Here is a 15,885-nt window from a genome sequence, read left to right as displayed (position 1 = left end):
CGCAATGGTGTACCTTCCGCTGTCAGTGTGGATGCCCCCGATGCTCTTGGCAGGGCGTGGACGGGCATATCCGATGAGCTGAAGGTTACGCGCGGACACCCCCTGTGAAGTGCGGCTGAGCGGTCGGTACCAGGTGAGGAACCCATCAAATCGGTGGGCGGCTCTCTGGCACGCTCAGCGGCGGCCGCTCCTGGAGCGATCTGCCCGGAACGTGATACGAGACCCCCTGGGCAGTGCCAGGTTCGGTGCGGGAAGAGCACGGTGAAGACGTCCGAGATACTCCATCCGCGGAATCTCCCGGACGCCAAGGCTTCCGAGGTGTTCGGTGTGCCATTGGACATCGATGATCCGGCGATGATCCGCATCAGCGCTGATCACCTCGACCAGGCCGACAAGGGCTGCTTTGGAGGCGTCGGTCGCCCGGTGGAACATCGATTCACCGGCGAAGAGTCCACCGATGGCGACTCCGTACAGGCCCCCGACGAGTTCATCGTTCGACCAGACCTCCACCGAATGCGCCCATCCCTGGTCGTGCAGCGTGCGGTAGGCCTCGCGGATCCGGTCGGTGATCCAGAAACCGGGCCTCGTCGGGTCGGCGCATCGCTCGACCACCTGTTCGAAGGCCACGTCCCAGGTGAGCTCAAAACCCTTGAGGGATCGGCGCAGAGATCGGGAGATCTTCAATTCCGAGGGTTCGAGGACACCTCGGGGGTCGGGGCTCCACCAGCCCAGGGGCTCTTCGCCGTCGTCCCCGAGCCCCATCGGAAAGAGGCCCGAGCGATAGGCGGCGAGGAGGGTCCCTGGTTCGAGATCGGCACCGACGGCAACGAGATCGTCGCCCGGTTGCGGCTCGGCACCACCGAGATCCCATTGGCTGGGCGGGGGCTCGACCGGTCGCATGGGATCACGATAGCCGCCGTGTTGATGAACTGGAGTTAGTCCAGTACTAGCTATTAACAAATAGACTTGTCCTGTGCCAGGTCATGATCCGCAAATGCTGAAGGGCATCCTCTCCCTCCTCCTGCTCCGCCTGATTCAGCACGAGAACGGCTACGGCATCGTCACCCGACTCCGTGATGCCGGCTTCGACGACCTGGTGGAGGACACCGTCTACCCCGCACTCACGCGACTCGAAGCAGCAGGTCATCTCGAGTCGTACCTGATCAAGTCCTCCTCCGGTCCAGCCAGGAAGTGCTACCGCATCACCGAGGCCGGCCGAGCCGAACTCGCCCGGGCCGAAGCGGCCTGGTCCGATCTGGTCGCCACCGTCACCGCCGTCGCCGGGCGCCTGTGGCGCCCCCTGCGCCATGTGTCGTCCTGACGAGGCGACCACACGCGAACGGCCGCCGCACCGGGGTGGGTGCGGCGGCCGCCCGAACGGCGTGACGGCGAGACTCAGCTGAAGGAGTCACCGCAAGCGCAGGAGCCCTGCGCGTTGGGGTTGTCGATCGTGAAGCCCTGCTTCTCGATCGTGTCGGCGAAGTCGATCGTGGCGCCGTCCAGGTAGGGTGCGCTCATCCGGTCGACGACGACCTCGACACCGTCAAAGTCGCACACCAGGTCGCCGTCCAGGCTGCGCTCGTCGAAGTAGAGCTGGTAGATCAGGCCGGAACAGCCACCGGGCTGCACACCGATGCGCAGGCGGAGGTCATCGCGACCCTCCTGCTCGAGCAGGCTCTTCACCTTGATCGCCGCGACATCGGTCAGGATCACACCGTGCGCCTGAGTCTCGTTCTGGGTGGTCATGACGTCGTCCTCCGCTGGTCGAGAAGTCCTTCGTGGGGCATCAACGCGGCCGAGGTCCGCTTTTGTTCCGCCCGCATTGTACGAATGCTACGCGAGCAACGAAGGGTGTCCTGACCCACGTCGCCGGCATGGGACGGTCAGCGTGGTGACCAGGTCGCTGCAACCCTGGCCACTCGAGCGCTGAGGCTGCCAGCGGGGTCCGCCATTGCCGCTACGACCTCGGCCGGACGCTCTGCTATTGCGTAGGTCGCCGACAGCCCCATCGTCATCGTGTCCCGTCTGCCCACCTCGACGGTACCGGCGACCGCCACGACCGGCAGTCCGTGTCTCCCAGCCAGTTCAGCGACCTCAGCGACCACTCCCTGTCCGGCCGAGCGCCAATCCAGGCAGCCTTCCCCGGTCACCACCACATCGGTGTGCGCCAGCAGTGCAGGGAAGTCCCACGCCTCGAAACACCAATCGGCAGCGCTGCGCCGTCGGGCGCCCAGGAGCAACAGTGCGTACCCGAGCCCGCCGCCTGCGCCGGCTCCCGGCATCCGATCCACTCGACGTGGCGTGCCGCTCAAGAGGTCGGTCGGTGGAGGACACACCGTGTCGGCAAGATGGCGGAACCTGCTCAGCGCATGCTCCAGAATCTGAGCTTCCTGCGGGTCCGCGCCACGCGAGCCCGCCGTAGCCGCAGAGGTGCCCTGCAAGCCGAGCAGAGGCAGTTCCTCCTGGGTGGCCAGGACCAGCTCCACCCCAGAGAGTCTCTCCCGAAGAGCACTCAACCCCTCGAGGGCGTCCTTCCCGATCTCGGCCAGCCCTGCACCTCCCCGGCAGAGATCCTCCGGGGAGCCCACACCCAAAGCATTCAACAGGCCCGCACCACCGTCATTCGTGGCCAGGTCACCGACCGCGACAACGACGCGGGTGGCGCCCTCGGCCAGAGCGACCTCGATCAGCTCGCCGACCCCTCGGCTGGTGGTCGTCCCGGGGCGACGTTCAGCAGCGGAAAGCAGATGCAGACCTGCCGCCTGGGCTGCTTCGACATAGGCGGTGAGCCCAGAATCCTCCTCGACCACCAGCACCACCCCAGGAACCTCGCGTCCCAAAGGGTCCTTGACCGTCGCCCCCACGGTGATTCCCCCGTCGGCGGCGGTCGACAAGACGTCGAGGAAATCTGCGCCGCCGCCACTGATCGGGGCCACCATCAGTTCGTCTTCGGGGGCACGGGAACGCCAGCCAGTCGCTATCGCCTCAGCGGCCTGCACCGCCGTCAGCGTGCCCCCGAAACGCTGCGGGCAGATCAACACTCGCATCCTCACATGGTCGCACTGGTCGCTGTGCCACGACCAGTACGCAGGTGAGGATCAGCCGCGGTGGAGTCGCCCGATCCGTTCGAGCAGGATCGTCTCGGCCAGACAGACCCGCTCGAATTCACCCAGGTGCAGGCTTTCGTTGGTGCCATGGGCCCGAGTATCCGGGTCCTCAACCCCGGTGACCAGGATCGCTGCCGCAGGGAACTGTTCGGCGAACTCCGCGATGAAGGGGATCGATCCACCGATGCCCGTGTCGACCGGTGCCACTCCCCAGGAGTCCTCGAAGGCAGCTCTGGCCGCGTCGACGTAAGGCCCCGAGGTCGGCGCCACGAAGCCGTTGCCGCCGTCCTCCAGCGCGACCTCGACACGGGTTCCCCAGGGCGCCCGGTCCTGCAGGTGGTCCCGGACAGCCTTCCACGCCGATTCCCAGTCCTGGGAAGGCGCCAGTCGAACGGATACCTTTGCGCGCGCCTGCGGCAGCAAGAGGTTCGCTGCGGTGTCGACGCTGGGTGCATCGACGCCGATGACCGTCACCGCAGGTTGTGACCAGATCCGGGAGACGACGGTGCCCGTCCCGAGGAGGGGTGCGTCCGCAGGCATCCCGCTGTCCTTCCGGAACTGTTCCTGCGGGTAGTCCAGGTCGCTGGCGGGGTCGCTACGTAGTCCGGCGACGGCAACGGCGCCGTCCTCGTGGTGCAAGGTGGCCATCAGCCGGCACAGCGCGGTCAAGGCGTCAGGCGCGGCGCCCCCGAACATTCCCGAGTGCACCCCGTGTTCCAGGGCGGTCACCGTCACCACTACACGGACGTTGCCGCGCAGTGTCGTGGTCAGCGCGGGAGTGCCCACCGCCCAGTTGGACGAATCGGCCAGGACGATCGCATCGCAGTCGAGTCGGTCGGCATAGGCCGAGAGGATCCCCGGGAGGCTCTCCGATCCGGCTTCTTCTTCTCCTTCGACGATCACCCGGAGATCGACGGCCAGCTCGTCACCGAGCGCACGCAAGGCCGCCACATGCGCCATGACACCGGCCTTGTCATCGGCTGCACCGCGGGCGTAGAGACGCCCTTCCCGTTCAACCGGTTCGAAGGCCGGCGTGGTCCATTCGGACTCTTCACCGGGAGGTTGGACGTCGTGGTGGGCGTAGAGCAGAACTCGTGGAGCCCCTTCTGGTCCAGGTTTACGGGCCAGGACCGCAGGGTGGCCCTCCCCGATCCGGACGACCTCCACGTCCATCCCCTCGGCTCGGAAGAGTTCGGCGACCCGCTCGGCGCTCCGCGTCACCTCCTGGGCGTCGAAGCTGGGGAGGGAGACGCTGGGGATGCGCACCAGGGATTCCAGGTCTGCGCGGACTCCCGGCATCGCCGAAGCCACCCGATCGGCCAGTTCGTCCCGCCGCCCAGCAGGCAGATCGCTTTCTCGCGCAATCTTTCTCAGCTTGTCACTCATGGCTTGAGCCTACGTTCTGAGGCTTTCCGTGGTGGCAAAGCCCGAAGACTCCTGGCGAACAGCTGTCCATCTGCGGAGGCATCGCCCCCACCTGCCGGGAAGGTGCCCTAGAGTTGCCCTCGTGTTCGGACGTAAGAAGGATGAGTCTCTGCAGGAGAAGCTCCAGGAGCAGACCGAGGCAGAACGGGTCGGTGCCAAGAACCGGCCCACGCCCAAGCGCAAGCAAGCCGAAGCTGCCCGGAAGCAGCCGCTGGTCCCTGCCGACCGGAAGGCTGCGGCCACGGCTGCTAAGCAGGCTGAACGTGAGCAGCGTTTCAAACGCCAGGAGGCGATGCGACGCGGCGAGGAATGGGCGCTGATGCCCCGAGACCGCGGCCCAGAACGCGCCTGGATCCGCGATGTCATCGATGCTCGTTGGAATATCGGTGAATTCCTGATGCCGATCGTCCTCATCGGCCTGCCTCTGCTTTTCTTCCCACCGACCAGCATGCTCGTCCGGATCGGTTACTCGGTCGTCTACGGCGCCTTCGCCGTCTTCATGCTGGACACCCTGCTCCTCTGGTTCGGCATCAAACGGCGCCATATGGCCAAGTTCGGATACAAAGCTGCCAGCGGCACCTTCTTCTACACGATGAGTCGTACTCTCTCGATGCGACGAGCCCGGCTTCCGCTGCCCCGCGTCGAACGTGGAGCCTCCGTCGACTGATCTGTTCCTCCGAGCACCTGCTACACGGCCCCCGATCCCTGTCCGATCCGGGGGCCGCGGCATGTCCAGGACCTGTGATCACCCCTCCTGGAGGGACATCGGCCCGTACACGAGTTCTCCGTCGCACCACAAGGAGACCTGTTCGACTCCTTCGTCGGCGAGCTCCTCCCATCCGCTGCTCAGCGCGGACTCCGCTTCTTCCCGAGAGTCGAAGGACGCCGCCATACTGTCGACCTCCACCGGGTTGTCGTCTCCGTCCACGCAGGTCCATGTCCATCGTTCGTTCATGTTCCCCAACCTAGCCCGCGTCCTTCTCCTGCTGTCGCCTCCCAGCGAGCCGGCGGTTCTCCCGGTTGCGGCGGGCCTGGGCAGCCCGCCGACAGGTCTCCTCCTGCGCAAGCTCGGCCAACCGCTGGCGTTCCTCCCGCCTCAGCCGAGCGCTTCGGTACTGGCCGTCGTGTTCGAAGGACACCTGTACCGTCTGGAATCCTTTCAACCGCTGGGCCCTGGCTATTCCGGCATAGGCTTCGACATCGGCCTCGGTCAGGTCGACGTCATCGGTCAGCGGGGTCAGCAGCGCCCGTGGATAGAGCCCTAACGCGAGGACCACGTTGAGCTCCGTGCAGAGCACGAAAGCCACCGACGCCAGGTAGATCCACGCCAGAAGACCAAGGACCACCGCAAAGACTCCGTTGGTGGCGGTCGCCCCGGCCACGAAGCTCCGCACGAATTCCGTCCCGGCGTTCTGCAGCCCCTGCCAAGCCAGGACACCCAGGACGCTGCCGGGGAGAGCTTCCCTGACCGTGACGGGATAGCTCGTTCCGTACCGGGAGATCACCAGGAAGAGCAGACCGGTGATCACCCCGGAGACCAGCTTCCCCCAGACACCGATCGCCTGGTCGCTGACCCCTATGGCAACCAGAGCTGCGTCCGCTTGGGAGAGCACCGTCGTCGCCACCAGGAAGAGCGCTACCACCAATAGCAGAGCTGTACTGCGGGCGCGGGCCATCACCGGGTTCGGACGGGAGTCGCGAGGGACGTACCAGGCTGCGTTCAAAGCGTTCTGCATCGCCTGAGCCACGCCCAGCGCGCCGAAGAGCGCGCCTATCGCACCGATGACGACTGCAGTGGTGTTGCCTTGAAGCTGAGCCCGTTCCACCTGGTCCCCGATGACCGGGACCTGCCGGAAGGCCGATTCCATGATCCGGGCCTGCCATTCAGGGTTGTTCTCCAAGGCGTAGCCCAACACCGAAGAAAGGAGGAGGAGCAAGGGAAAGAGCGAGATGAACCCGTAGTAGGTGATCAACGCTGCCAGATAGGCGCCCTGGTCGTCGATGTACTTGTAGATCACGGCGAGAGGCACACCCAACGCAGGTCTACGCCGTTGGAAGGCGTCCACCCGACCACTGACCTTCATCACCGCCCCTCCTGCTCGACGAGCGGTTTCACCAGGTACCAGAGCACCATCTGGCCGCCACCCGCCCAACGGGTCTGCCCCCGATCCGCCGAGGAAATCCCACGAACGCAGTCCCACCGGGTCAGTTCTCCTCCCATGGCCCGGTGGTACCGGGCCAACAATGCTGATTCGTCCACGCTCGTCCCTGCACCGAGAAGCCGGCCTCCAGGGCGCAGAGCCCTCCAGGAGGCCTCGACACTACGCGGGGACAAGCCTGTTCCGGCCATGACGACGGCGTCTGGCGGCCCGCTGCTCTTCACGACCGGGTCTGGTGGACGGTCCAACAGCACAGCACAACGACCTCTCCCCAAACGGACCCACTCGTCTGTGCAGACTCCCGGCCCGCCGATCTCCCAGAGGCATTCGCCGGGCGCAGGACCGAGCGCCGACATGATCACGGCGAGCGCAGTCGTCGCAGAAAGGTTCCCGTTGTCATCCCAGCTCGGAAGCGGCGGTCGAGGTATCGCTTGTCGTACTGGTTTCCTCAACCGGCGGCGGTCGGGAGTTCGCGCACGACGGCAGTCGACGGCGATCACGTTCATCCCGGCGTCGATCTCTGCGGACCAGGTGGCAGCGGTCCCTTCCCAGCGTTGTTCGCGTGGGGAGCCGAGATCACCCAGGACCACCACCGTGCTGTCAGCGAAGCCGTGCTCGGTCAGCATCGCGGCCACCGTGCAGGGGGTGTCGCGGCCTGCGGAGAGGACGAGGAAGCGGGCGCCGGAGAAGAAGGCTTCGGGCAGACCGGACAGACCGCCGCCCACGGCGTTGACTACCTCGATGTCCTCTCGGGGCCAGCCCAGGCGCGCGCAGGCCAGGGCGACCGAGGACAGTGCGGGAAGGAAGCGCAGACGGGCGATGCCCAATTCTTCGACGAGGGTACGGCCGATGCCGTGGAGCAGCGGATCGCCAGAAGCCAGGACAACCAATCCTTGATCAGCGTATTCCTCCGCGAGGGAACGGATGCCGCTGCGCAGTGGGCTGCGCCAGTCCACCCGTCGAGCACCCAGCCAGGTCGGGAGATGTTCCAGGAGCCGAGGGCTGCCGATGATCACGCCTGCCGCGCGCAAGGCCTGACGCGCTTCTTCTCCCAGGCCGGTCCATCCGTCGGCCCCGACCCCGACCACGACGACTCCGCGTTCGGTGAAGGCCTGAGCCACCTGAGGAGTCACAGCACCTCGCTGCCAGGGTGCGCAGCCGCGGGCAAGCTCTGCGCCGATACGGCCAAAGCCGAGGAATCGGTCATTCGCACATGGTAATTCTGCGACGAGCCAGTCGGTCACCAACGCGCCACGTCAGAAGGCACGCCCTCAGCGGACAAGGTGCCCGTCGGACCGGAGTGCATCCTTGACTTCACCGATCGTCATCTCACCGAAGTGGAAGACGCTGGCCGCGAGCACGGCATCGGCGCCAGCCCGGACTGCAGGCGCAAAATGGCTGGTCGCGCCAGCTCCACCGCTGGCGATGAGCGGAACGGTGAGTCGGGAACGTGCGGCGTCGATCAGCTCGAGATCGAAACCGTCACGGGTACCGTCGGCGTCCATGGAGTTCAGCAGGATCTCCCCCGCGCCCAGTGCTGCAGCGCGGACACACCAGTGGAGCGCATCCAGGCCGGTGCCCCGTCGACCTCCGTGGGTGGTCACTTCGAAACCGGAGACGGGGGCAGGATGCCCGTCCGCGGAGAGCCCGTCGCCGCGGTCCTGCCAGCGACGAACATCTGCGGAGAGCACCAGCACCTGAGCGCCGAAGCGGTCAGCGATCTCGCTGATCAGTTCAGGTCGGGCGATCGCAGCAGTGTTCACCCCGACCTTGTCGGCGCCGGCCCGCAGCAGACGGTCGACGTCCTCAACGGTGCGGACGCCGCCGCCGACGGTCAACGGGATGAAGACCTGTTCCGCGGTGCGGCTCACGATGTCCAAGGTGGTTGCCCGGTCGCCACTGCTGGCGGTGACGTCCAGGAAGGTCAGTTCGTCGGCGCCCTGCTTCTCGTAGACCGCAGCCAGCTCCACCGGATCACCGGCATCGCGCAGGTCCTGGAAGTTGATGCCTTTGACGACGCGTCCGCCGTCGACGTCGAGACAGGGAATGACACGGGTAGCCACACTCACCCGTTCAGCCTAGAACCGGTGGGCCCCTGTCCGGCGAAGGTGTCCACCGGCGGCAGCGTACGATATCGCTATGATCCGCCCAGTGCCTTCCTGGTGGCCGTCCACGCGACGGCACTGAGCAGCACATCCACCCGCCGTCGCCCGTGCGACGGCGGACCCACGTCGGACGCGGGCGATCCTGAGCAGAGCGAAGGAAGACCACGTGAGCAACTCCACGCCGCAGATCGACCCCGCCATCGAAAGTTCCGGCAACTCGCCGGAGGCCCAGGCCATGGCCGACTCGGTCAGCGACGCCAGCCTCCGCCGTAGCCAAGCCCGGAGCATCCAGATCGAAGAACAGATCGCCGAGGACCCGAGCGGTTTCCGGATGCTCACCGGGGACCGCCCCACCGGAAACCTGCATCTGGGACATTACATCGGCACCCTGAGCAACCGGGTCCGGTTGCAGGGTCTGGGGCTCGACACTTTCGTCGTCATCGCCGACTACCAGGTGATCACCGACCGGGACAGCGTCGGAGAGATGAAGGAACGCGTCTATTCCCTACTCACCGACTACCTGGCTGTGGGCCTGGACCCGGCGCGCACCACGATCTTCACGCACAGCGCGATCCCGGAGCTGAACCAGCTGATGCTGCCCTTCCTCTCCTTGGTGACCGATTCCGAACTGCGCCGCAATCCGACGGTGAAGGCTGAGCAGGAGGCCACCGGAGGGCGAGCCTTGTCCGGACTGCTGCTGACCTACCCGGTCCATCAGGCTGCCGACATCCTGTTCTGCAAGGGGAATCTCGTGCCGGTCGGCAAGGACCAGCTCCCGCACCTGGAGCAGGCCAGGGTGATCGCCCGCCGCTTCGACGAGCGTTTCGGCCGGGTCGACAAGAAGCGTCCGGTCTTCCCCGCGCCAGAGGCGCTACTCTCCTCCGGAGCGCACATCCTGGGTACCGACGGCACGAAGATGTCGAAGTCGAAGGGCAACACCATCGAACTCGGCATGACCGCCGACGAGACCGCCAAACGGTTGAAGCGGGCCGTGACCGATTCCGACCGGCACATCACCTATGACCCCGAGAACCGTCCTGAGGTCGCCAACCTGCTTCTGATGGCCGGACTGCTCTCCGACCGGGATCCTGCTGTGCTGGCCGAAGAGATCGGCGACGGCGGCGGCGCACGGCTCAAAGCTGTCGTCACCGAGGCCGTGAACGAACATCTCGCGCCGATCCGGGCCCGCCGGGCAGAGCTGTCCGCCGACCCGGCGCATCTGCGTGATGTACTCGCTTCCGGGAACGAACGCGCCCGCGAAGTCGCCACAGCCACCCTTGATGAAGTACGCGCCGCGATGTCCATGAACTATGTCTGAGGTATGACCGAGCCCTCTTCGAAGAACACGGATCTCTCCGCGACGGTGGCCAGGATCGTCACCGTCGCGGAGCGTCGTGGTCCCATGGCGGGGAAAAGCATCGTCGTCGCCTTCGACGGTCCTGCCGGCGCAGGGAAGACGACCCTGGCCGATGTCCTCGCCGCTGCGCTGTCCGCAGATCGGGGTCTCCACGTCCCGATCGTCCACATGGACGACCTCTACCCGGGATGGGACGGGCTTTTCCCGGCCGTCGACCTGCTCGTACATCACGTGCTGGAACCTCTCGCCCAGGGGAGACCTGTCTTCTCCCCCGTCTACGACTGGACGGCACAGAACTTCGCCGATCCGCGCCCGATCCTGTCTGCTCCGTGGATCGTCGTCGAAGGCGTCGGCTGCGCTTCACGCCCCTGCCTGCCGTATCTGTCCGCTGTCATCTGGACCGAAGCATCTGCGGATCTGCGCCGAGCGCGTGCACTACGACGCGACGGAGACACCTTCCGGCCGTACTGGCAGCAGTGGGCGCTCCAGGAGGAGCAACTCTTCGCCCAGGAAGGCACTCGGGAACAGGCCGACCTGATCCTCGACACCGGCCGCAGCGAGCCGGCTGCCCCCACCCCGATGACACCACCTCCCGCCACCCCCAGGAAGGACCTCCATGCCCAGAACGGCTGACAGCTCTCGCTGGTACGAAGCCGCTTGGGTCGACTGGGGATTGGCCATCCCCCGACGAGTAGCCCTCCGGGGCCGTTCCTCCCTGCAGACCCGGATCTCTCGGCTGCGCAGCCGGTCGTTCTTCATCGTCCAGTGCGCAGTCTCCGCCGGGATCGCCTATTCAGTCGCGCAGGGTCTCCTCGGGCACGAGATGCCCATCTTCGCTGCGGTGGCCGCTCTCATCGTCCTCGGGCAGTCCTTCGGTCAGCGGCTACGCCGGGTCGTCGAAGTGGTGGTCGGGGTCGCCTTGGGCGTCTTCATCGGAGACGCCTTCGTCCACTTCATGGGCGCCGGGTACTGGCAGCTGGCGGTGATCGTCATCACCGCCATGTCCGCAGCAACCCTGCTGGATGCCGGAGTCGGCATGACCGCCACCGCCGGGATCCAATCGGCTGTCGTCACCATCCTGGTGGCTCCCCCAGGTCAAGCTTTCCTGCGCTGGACCGATGCCGTCATCGGTGGCTGCGTCGCGTTACTGGCCGCGACCATCACCCCGGCCACCCCCGTCCGAGCTCCCCGGCTGAAAGCCGCCGAAGCTCTCGCCGAAATCAGCGCGATCCTCCGGGACACGGTACGAGCGCTACGGGAGCAGGACCCGGCCCGGGCCGCAGCCGCACTGGAGCGGGCACGCACCACCGAGGAGATCCTGGACGAGTTGCGGGAGAGCGCCGACGCCGGGTTGGCCGTGGTCCGTACTTCTCCCTTCCGCCGCAGGCAATTACCTGCGGTACAGGTGATCGCGGACCTGCTCGATCCCCTCGATCACACGATCCGTAATCTCCGTGTCCTGGTTCGGCGGGCCTATGTCGCGGTCTCCGCAGGAGAGGTCGTCTCCAAGTCGTACCTCGACATGGTCGCGGGTCTCGCCGAGGCGACCGAGTTGATGGCCGCCAGTCTTTCCGAACGTGAACTCCCGGAGGCCTCACGCCTCATCCTGGTGGACCTGGCCGAGATGACCACCTATGTCGACGAGCGTCCGTCGTTGTCCTCAGAAGTGATCCGCGCCCAGGTGCGGTCCATCGTCGTGGACCTGTTGGAGGTCACCGGCCTGCCCTACCAGGAAGCCGTCACCTATGTGCCCAGTACTTTCGTGCTGGTGGACAACCGGGAACCCCAGGAGAGCGACGACGAAGACATTCCGGAGAGCTCTGCCGATCGGGCACCCTGACCACGCGGTCAGCTCTGCTGCGGGCCAAGCCCCGGGTCCACCGCAGAAGCATGTACCTCCACTAAAGCCGCCAACCGGGCGGCCAACGCCTGAGCGTGCGCACCGTCGGCCTTCTGAATCGCCATGACCGCCACCGTGTCGGCATCGGACAGGTCCAGCCGCGCCCAGGGAGCCGCGCCGCCGTACTGCACCCGCACGACCTCAGCCCAGTCGATCGTCCGGGTCAGCAGCAGATTTCGCACCACGATCCCCTGTGGTGAAGGAACTGCCTTGATACTGGCGAATCGCCAGATGAACCAGGCGATGGCGGCCCCGCTCACAAAGATCATCACCCGATCGAGAATCCCCCAGTCTGCTTTCTGCCCTTCTCTGCCCGGCACCGTGATCGCCGCATAGGTGAAGGCGATGAAGACCAGAACGGTCAGGACGACCGCGACGGCAGCCCCGCGACGCGGCCGCATCACCGCATAGGGGTTGAAAGCGGTTGAGGAATCAGCCCGATCGGAGGTGGCATTGTTCACAGCCATACGCTACTCAGCTTCGTCGCACCACAGCCGTTTGTGCGCTGTCCATCCGTGTCGCACCCGGATCGTATTCATGCCGATTGTCCTGAGAACAGCGCAGAGCAGAGCGTATTCGCACTCAGCGGGAAAAGCCTCGCGCTCGACGACTCGGCACGTCACCCCACCGTGAAGACCACCGCCCCAGGACGACCGTCTCCACGGAAATCCGGGTGATTCACAGACGGCAGGCTGAGATGTCAGTGACGAGGATGCCGCGGGCACCCATGGCGTACAACTCGTCCATCACCTGGTTCACCCTGCTGCGGGGGACCATGGCCCGCACCGCGACATAGCCCTTGTCGTGCAGCGGGCTGACTGTCGGCGACTCCAACCCAGGAGTGACGGCACAGGCCTGCTCAACCAGCTCGACCCGTACGTCGTAGTCGACCATGACGTAGGTGCGGGCGGTGATGACTCCCTGCAGCCGACGCTGCAGAACCGCCATCGCCGGAGACTCTGCGGTGTCCGGGCGGGCGATGAGCACGGCCTCGCTGCGCAAGATGGGCTCCCCGAAGACCTCCAAGCCCTGGTTCCGCAAGGTGGCGCCGGTCTCCACCACGTCGGCAATCACATCGGCGACCCCCAACATGATCGAGGTCTCCACCGCCCCGTCGAGTCGAACCACCTCGGCCTCGACGCCATGGGATGCCAGATGGTCACGGACCAGCACGGTGTAGCTGGTCGCGATGCGCTGGCCGGACAACTCAGCCACCGACGAAGCCGGACCGGGACGTCCGGCGAACCGGAAGGTACTGCGCGCGAAGCCCAATGGCATGGTCTCGACGGCTTCACTTCCCGAATCCAGCAGCAGGTCACGGCCGGTGATCCCGCCGTCGAGAGTTCCGGAGCCGACGTAGACCGCGATATCCCGCGGACGCAAATAGAAGAATTCGATGTCGTTGTCGACATCGGTCAGGACGAGTTCCTTGGAATCGCGGCGAACCTTGTACCCGCATTCCTTCAACATGACAACGGCGGACTCGGCCAAGCTCCCCTTGTTGGGGACAGCGATACGTAACACGGTCTTTCCTCTGATGGTGTAGGTCTCTCTTCGACAGATGACAGCAGGCGGCGTCGAGCGCCACCGGTCACAGATGTCGGTAGACGTCCTCCAGAGTCAGGCCTTTGGCGATCATCATGACCTGTACGTGGTAGAGCAGTTGGCTGATCTCGGCAGCGGTTTCCTCGTCGGACTGGAACTCGGCCGCCATCCAGGCTTCCGCAGCCTCTTCCACGATCTTCTTACCGATGAAATGGACCCCGGCATCGAGTTCCGCGACAGTGCCTGAACCGGCAGGGCGGGTATTGGCCTTCTCGGCCAACTCGGCGTAGAGGTCGTCAAAGCTCTTCACCTGCGTCAGGCTACCGGCCTTCGCTCCGGACAGAGGCTCCAGCCCGCATCTCGGTCCTCCGCCTCCGGGGAGTGCAACCGGGAACAGATCAATCGGGGCAGGAATCCACTGAACGGAGTACCGTCGCAGTGGCCAGCGCCGTCATGCCGGCCTCATAGCCCTTGGACTCCCGCGACCCGTGCACGCCGGAACGATCACGAGCCTGCATCTCGTTCTCACAGGTCAACACCCCGAAACCGATGGGGACACCGGCAGCGGTCGACACCCGGGACAGCCCATGGGTCACCGATTGGGCGACGTACTCGAAGTGCGGAGTCCCACCCTTGAGGATGATCCCCAAAGCGACCAAGGCGTCATAGGGCTGGTGGACCAAACGGGCACAGACCACCGGAAGCTCGAAAGCGCCGGGGACCCGCACCACGTCCAGGTCTTCGACGCCGTGCTCGGACAGGGACAGTTTCGCGCCCTCGAGCATCCCCTCCATGTACTCCCGGTGCCATCTGGCGGCAACGATCGCGACCCGCAGGCCACTCCCATCGATATCCCACCCAGCGTACGTATCGTCCTGTGCGCCCATCCGAGGCCTCCTCGCACCGGCCGCGACGACACGCGGCGACAACACCGTGTCCGGGTACGGACACGGTGCCCCCATATCGTCACGAGAACGCTGGACCTTCGGTTCTCCGTCGCAGAAAGACGCTGCCGATGCTCAACTCGCGTCGACGGCCCGCCCCAAGACCGGTCCGGTCGACGGATCCGGGCGAGGCGGGACCTTCTCGCCCGGGACGGCGGAAAATCCGTCCTGGAATCTACGCTCGGCCCTGGTCGCCTGCACCCACACCGAGAACCCGTAAAGGACCAGCCCTCCGTAGACCGCGTAGAGGACCGCGCTGGGGTAGTACGTGCTGTGCCACAACAGGGGCACCCCTACCAGGTCGACTGCGATCCAGCAGAGCCAGAAGTCGTTCCATCCCCGAGCCATCGCGAAGGTCGCCACGATCGAACCGGTGAAGATCCAGGCGTCCGTCCAGTAGTACCAGCGAGGCGCAGGCCACCCGGCGCCCACCGAGGCGAAGACGCCCTGAGCCACGACGAGGCCCACCGCCCACACCGCGACATAAACCAGTCGCTCCCGAGAGGTCGCCCACCGGGGAGTGATCGCCGGGGCGTCCTTGGCCCGTCCACGGCTCGTCTGCCGCCACCGCCACCAGCCGTACACGCTGGTCGCGACGAAGAAGACCTGGCGTGCAGACTGGCCGAACAAAGGAAACCGGCCGTCGTCCAGACTCAAGGCTGTCCCGAAGAAGACCGTGAACAACAGGACATTGCCGACGATCCCCACCGGCCAGGCCCACACCCTGCGACGCAACCCCCCGATAGCCGAAGCGAAACCGAAACCGTTACCGATGACCTCCCGCCAGTACAGCGGGTAACCACCGATGGTGATCTTCGCCTCGAAGAGATCACGTAGTACGTCGATCATCGTAGATCCTCGTGGCCGGCAGGTGGCCATGGGTGCCCAGCCAGCACGGTTGCCGTGGCCACCGCGGCCTGTGCGGCTTCCCTCCCCTTGTCCTCGATCGACCCGGGCAGGCCGGCCCGGGCGCGGGCCTGCTCCTCGTCATCGCAGGTCAACACCCCGAAACCGATCGGGACACCGGTCGTGACCGATACCTGGGTGATCCCGGTGGTCGCGCCAGCACAGACGTAGTCGAAATGCGGTGTTCCTCCTCGGACGACCACGCCCAGGGCAACCAGGGCGTCGTAGGCGGAGGCAAGCCTCGCGCAGGCGACCGGAAGCTCGAAGGTCCCCGGGACCCGAATCAGATCGACCTGCGGGCAGCCCGCTTCGGCCAGGGCATCGGTCGCCCCGGCTATCAGGCCGTCCATGATCTCGTCGTGCCAGCTGGACGCCACAACGGCCACACGCAGTGCAGCAGCATCGGGGGTCAGGGTCGGGGAACCGTGTCCGGCCAT

General features: G+C 65.9%; 19 protein-coding genes. 5 read left to right on the top strand and 14 right to left on the bottom strand.

Annotated features, from left to right (window positions below):
* Positions 1 to 174 precede the first annotated feature (174 nt).
* A complete protein-coding gene (aat, locus tag DX923_RS05595) occupies positions 175 to 900 on the bottom strand; it encodes a leucyl/phenylalanyl-tRNA--protein transferase (protein ID WP_116113286.1) in 726 nt (241 codons plus the stop codon).
* Positions 901 to 994: 94 nt separating this feature from the next.
* Here aat and DX923_RS05590 point away from each other — a divergent pair, with 94 nt between their 5' ends.
* Entirely contained in the window at positions 995 to 1,321 is a 327-nt protein-coding gene (locus DX923_RS05590) for a PadR family transcriptional regulator (RefSeq protein ID WP_240322768.1), read from the top strand.
* Positions 1,322 to 1,395: 74 nt separating this feature from the next.
* On the opposite strand, the gene erpA is transcribed toward DX923_RS05590, so the two are convergent.
* The 3 genes from erpA to DX923_RS05575 form a co-directional block, all read right to left on the bottom strand.
* Complete coding sequence (gene erpA / locus DX923_RS05585) at positions 1,396 to 1,746, bottom strand: iron-sulfur cluster insertion protein ErpA (RefSeq protein WP_116113283.1); 351 nt, start codon at positions 1,744 to 1,746, stop codon at positions 1,396 to 1,398.
* Between the two features lie 137 nt (positions 1,747 to 1,883).
* A complete protein-coding gene (locus DX923_RS05580; RefSeq protein WP_162872798.1) occupies positions 1,884 to 3,047 on the bottom strand; it encodes a glycerate kinase family protein in 1,164 nt (387 codons plus the stop codon).
* A 51-nt stretch (positions 3,048 to 3,098) separates the two neighbouring features.
* On the bottom strand, positions 3,099 to 4,493 hold the full coding sequence (locus tag DX923_RS05575) for a dipeptidase (RefSeq protein WP_275895844.1): 1,395 nt from the start codon (positions 4,491 to 4,493) through the stop codon (positions 3,099 to 3,101).
* A gap of 121 nt (positions 4,494 to 4,614) precedes the next feature.
* Here DX923_RS05575 and DX923_RS05570 point away from each other — a divergent pair, with 121 nt between their 5' ends.
* Positions 4,615 to 5,199, top strand: a complete 585-nt coding sequence (locus DX923_RS05570; protein WP_116113280.1) for a DUF3043 domain-containing protein — start codon at positions 4,615 to 4,617, stop codon at positions 5,197 to 5,199.
* Between the two features lie 78 nt (positions 5,200 to 5,277).
* On the opposite strand, the gene DX923_RS05565 is transcribed toward DX923_RS05570, so the two are convergent.
* From DX923_RS05565 to hisF, 4 genes are all read right to left on the bottom strand, one after another.
* Complete coding sequence (locus DX923_RS05565; protein ID WP_116113278.1) at positions 5,278 to 5,487, bottom strand: hypothetical protein; 210 nt, start codon at positions 5,485 to 5,487, stop codon at positions 5,278 to 5,280.
* Between the two features lie 10 nt (positions 5,488 to 5,497).
* Positions 5,498 to 6,616, bottom strand: a complete 1,119-nt coding sequence (locus tag DX923_RS05560) for a YihY/virulence factor BrkB family protein (protein ID WP_116113276.1) — start codon at positions 6,614 to 6,616, stop codon at positions 5,498 to 5,500.
* Positions 6,616 to 7,824 (bottom strand): precorrin-6y C5,15-methyltransferase (decarboxylating) subunit CbiE, encoded by a 1,209-nt coding sequence (gene cbiE / locus DX923_RS05555; protein WP_162872797.1) that lies wholly within the window; start codon positions 7,822 to 7,824, stop codon positions 6,616 to 6,618. The genes DX923_RS05560 and cbiE overlap by 1 nt, the downstream gene beginning before the upstream one ends.
* Before the next feature lie 138 nt (positions 7,825 to 7,962).
* Positions 7,963 to 8,760: an imidazole glycerol phosphate synthase subunit HisF gene (gene hisF / locus DX923_RS05550; protein WP_116113273.1), complete on the bottom strand. Its 798-nt coding sequence runs from the start codon at positions 8,758 to 8,760 to the stop codon at positions 7,963 to 7,965.
* Between the two features lie 271 nt (positions 8,761 to 9,031).
* Between hisF and trpS the strand changes: the two genes are divergently transcribed.
* From trpS to DX923_RS05535, 3 genes are read left to right on the top strand one after another with little or no spacing between them, the layout of a single operon-like run.
* A complete protein-coding gene (trpS, locus tag DX923_RS05545) occupies positions 9,032 to 10,114 on the top strand; it encodes a tryptophan--tRNA ligase (RefSeq protein WP_116116179.1) in 1,083 nt (360 codons plus the stop codon).
* A 3-nt stretch (positions 10,115 to 10,117) separates the two neighbouring features.
* Positions 10,118 to 10,786, top strand: coding sequence for a hypothetical protein (locus DX923_RS05540; RefSeq protein ID WP_116113271.1), 669 nt, complete (start codon positions 10,118 to 10,120; stop codon positions 10,784 to 10,786).
* Positions 10,770 to 11,993, top strand: a complete 1,224-nt coding sequence (locus DX923_RS05535; RefSeq protein WP_116113270.1) for an FUSC family protein — start codon at positions 10,770 to 10,772, stop codon at positions 11,991 to 11,993. Before DX923_RS05540 ends, DX923_RS05535 begins: the two co-directional genes overlap by 17 nt.
* 8 nt (positions 11,994 to 12,001) lie before the next feature.
* Here the strand turns inward: DX923_RS05535 and DX923_RS05530 are convergent, their stop codons facing one another.
* The 6 genes from DX923_RS05530 to ribH (DX923_RS05505) all read right to left on the bottom strand — a co-directional run bounded on the left by DX923_RS05530 (position 12,002) and on the right by ribH (DX923_RS05505) (position 15,885).
* Positions 12,002 to 12,514, bottom strand: a complete 513-nt coding sequence (locus tag DX923_RS05530; protein WP_240322767.1) for a PH domain-containing protein — start codon at positions 12,512 to 12,514, stop codon at positions 12,002 to 12,004.
* 217 nt (positions 12,515 to 12,731) lie between these two features.
* Positions 12,732 to 13,577, bottom strand: a complete 846-nt coding sequence (gene hisG, locus DX923_RS05525) for an ATP phosphoribosyltransferase (RefSeq protein WP_116113267.1) — start codon at positions 13,575 to 13,577, stop codon at positions 12,732 to 12,734.
* A gap of 67 nt (positions 13,578 to 13,644) precedes the next feature.
* Entirely contained in the window at positions 13,645 to 13,908 is a 264-nt protein-coding gene (locus DX923_RS05520) for a phosphoribosyl-ATP diphosphatase (RefSeq protein WP_116113265.1), read from the bottom strand.
* Between the two features lie 88 nt (positions 13,909 to 13,996).
* Positions 13,997 to 14,485, bottom strand: a complete 489-nt coding sequence (gene ribH, locus DX923_RS05515; protein WP_116113264.1) for a 6,7-dimethyl-8-ribityllumazine synthase — start codon at positions 14,483 to 14,485, stop codon at positions 13,997 to 13,999.
* 132 nt (positions 14,486 to 14,617) lie between these two features.
* The gene (gene pnuC / locus DX923_RS05510; protein ID WP_116113262.1) at positions 14,618 to 15,391 is read right to left on the bottom strand and encodes a nicotinamide riboside transporter PnuC; all 774 of its coding nucleotides are present in this window, start codon (positions 15,389 to 15,391) and stop codon (positions 14,618 to 14,620) included.
* Entirely contained in the window at positions 15,388 to 15,885 is a 498-nt protein-coding gene (gene ribH / locus DX923_RS05505) for a 6,7-dimethyl-8-ribityllumazine synthase (RefSeq protein WP_116113261.1), read from the bottom strand. The genes pnuC and ribH (DX923_RS05505) overlap by 4 nt, the downstream gene beginning before the upstream one ends.

Origin of the sequence: Austwickia chelonae (assembly GCF_003391095.1) — a bacterium.
Taxonomy (GTDB): domain Bacteria; phylum Actinomycetota; class Actinomycetes; order Actinomycetales; family Dermatophilaceae; genus Austwickia; species Austwickia chelonae_A.
The sequence above is the reverse complement of the archived record's forward strand: the minus strand, read 5'-3'. Positions and strand labels throughout refer to the sequence as shown.

Bases quoted from the DNA above. Each gene is read 5' to 3' on its own strand.
- DX923_RS05565 (WP_116113278.1), bottom strand. From the start codon at position 5,487: ATGAACGAACGATGGACATGGACCTGCGTGGACGGAGACGACAACCCG.
- DX923_RS05560 (WP_116113276.1), bottom strand. From the start codon at position 6,616: ATGAAGGTCAGTGGTCGGGTGGACGCCTTCCAACGGCGTAGACCTGCG.
- erpA (WP_116113283.1), bottom strand. From the start codon at position 1,746: ATGACCACCCAGAACGAGACTCAGGCGCACGGTGTGATCCTGACCGAT.
- DX923_RS05540 (WP_116113271.1), top strand. From the start codon at position 10,118: ATGACCGAGCCCTCTTCGAAGAACACGGATCTCTCCGCGACGGTGGCC.
- trpS (WP_116116179.1), top strand. From the start codon at position 9,032: ATGGCCGACTCGGTCAGCGACGCCAGCCTCCGCCGTAGCCAAGCCCGG.
- pnuC (WP_116113262.1), bottom strand. From the start codon at position 15,391: ATGATCGACGTACTACGTGATCTCTTCGAGGCGAAGATCACCATCGGT.
- aat (WP_116113286.1), bottom strand. From the start codon at position 900: ATGCGACCGGTCGAGCCCCCGCCCAGCCAATGGGATCTCGGTGGTGCC.
- ribH (WP_116113264.1), bottom strand. From the start codon at position 14,485: ATGGGCGCACAGGACGATACGTACGCTGGGTGGGATATCGATGGGAGT.
- ribH (WP_116113261.1), bottom strand. From the start codon at position 15,885: ATGGCCGGACACGGTTCCCCGACCCTGACCCCCGATGCTGCTGCACTG.
- DX923_RS05580 (WP_162872798.1), bottom strand. From the start codon at position 3,047: ATGCGAGTGTTGATCTGCCCGCAGCGTTTCGGGGGCACGCTGACGGCG.
- DX923_RS05590 (WP_240322768.1), top strand. From the start codon at position 995: ATGCTGAAGGGCATCCTCTCCCTCCTCCTGCTCCGCCTGATTCAGCAC.
- DX923_RS05535 (WP_116113270.1), top strand. From the start codon at position 10,770: ATGCCCAGAACGGCTGACAGCTCTCGCTGGTACGAAGCCGCTTGGGTC.
- DX923_RS05575 (WP_275895844.1), bottom strand. From the start codon at position 4,493: ATGAGTGACAAGCTGAGAAAGATTGCGCGAGAAAGCGATCTGCCTGCT.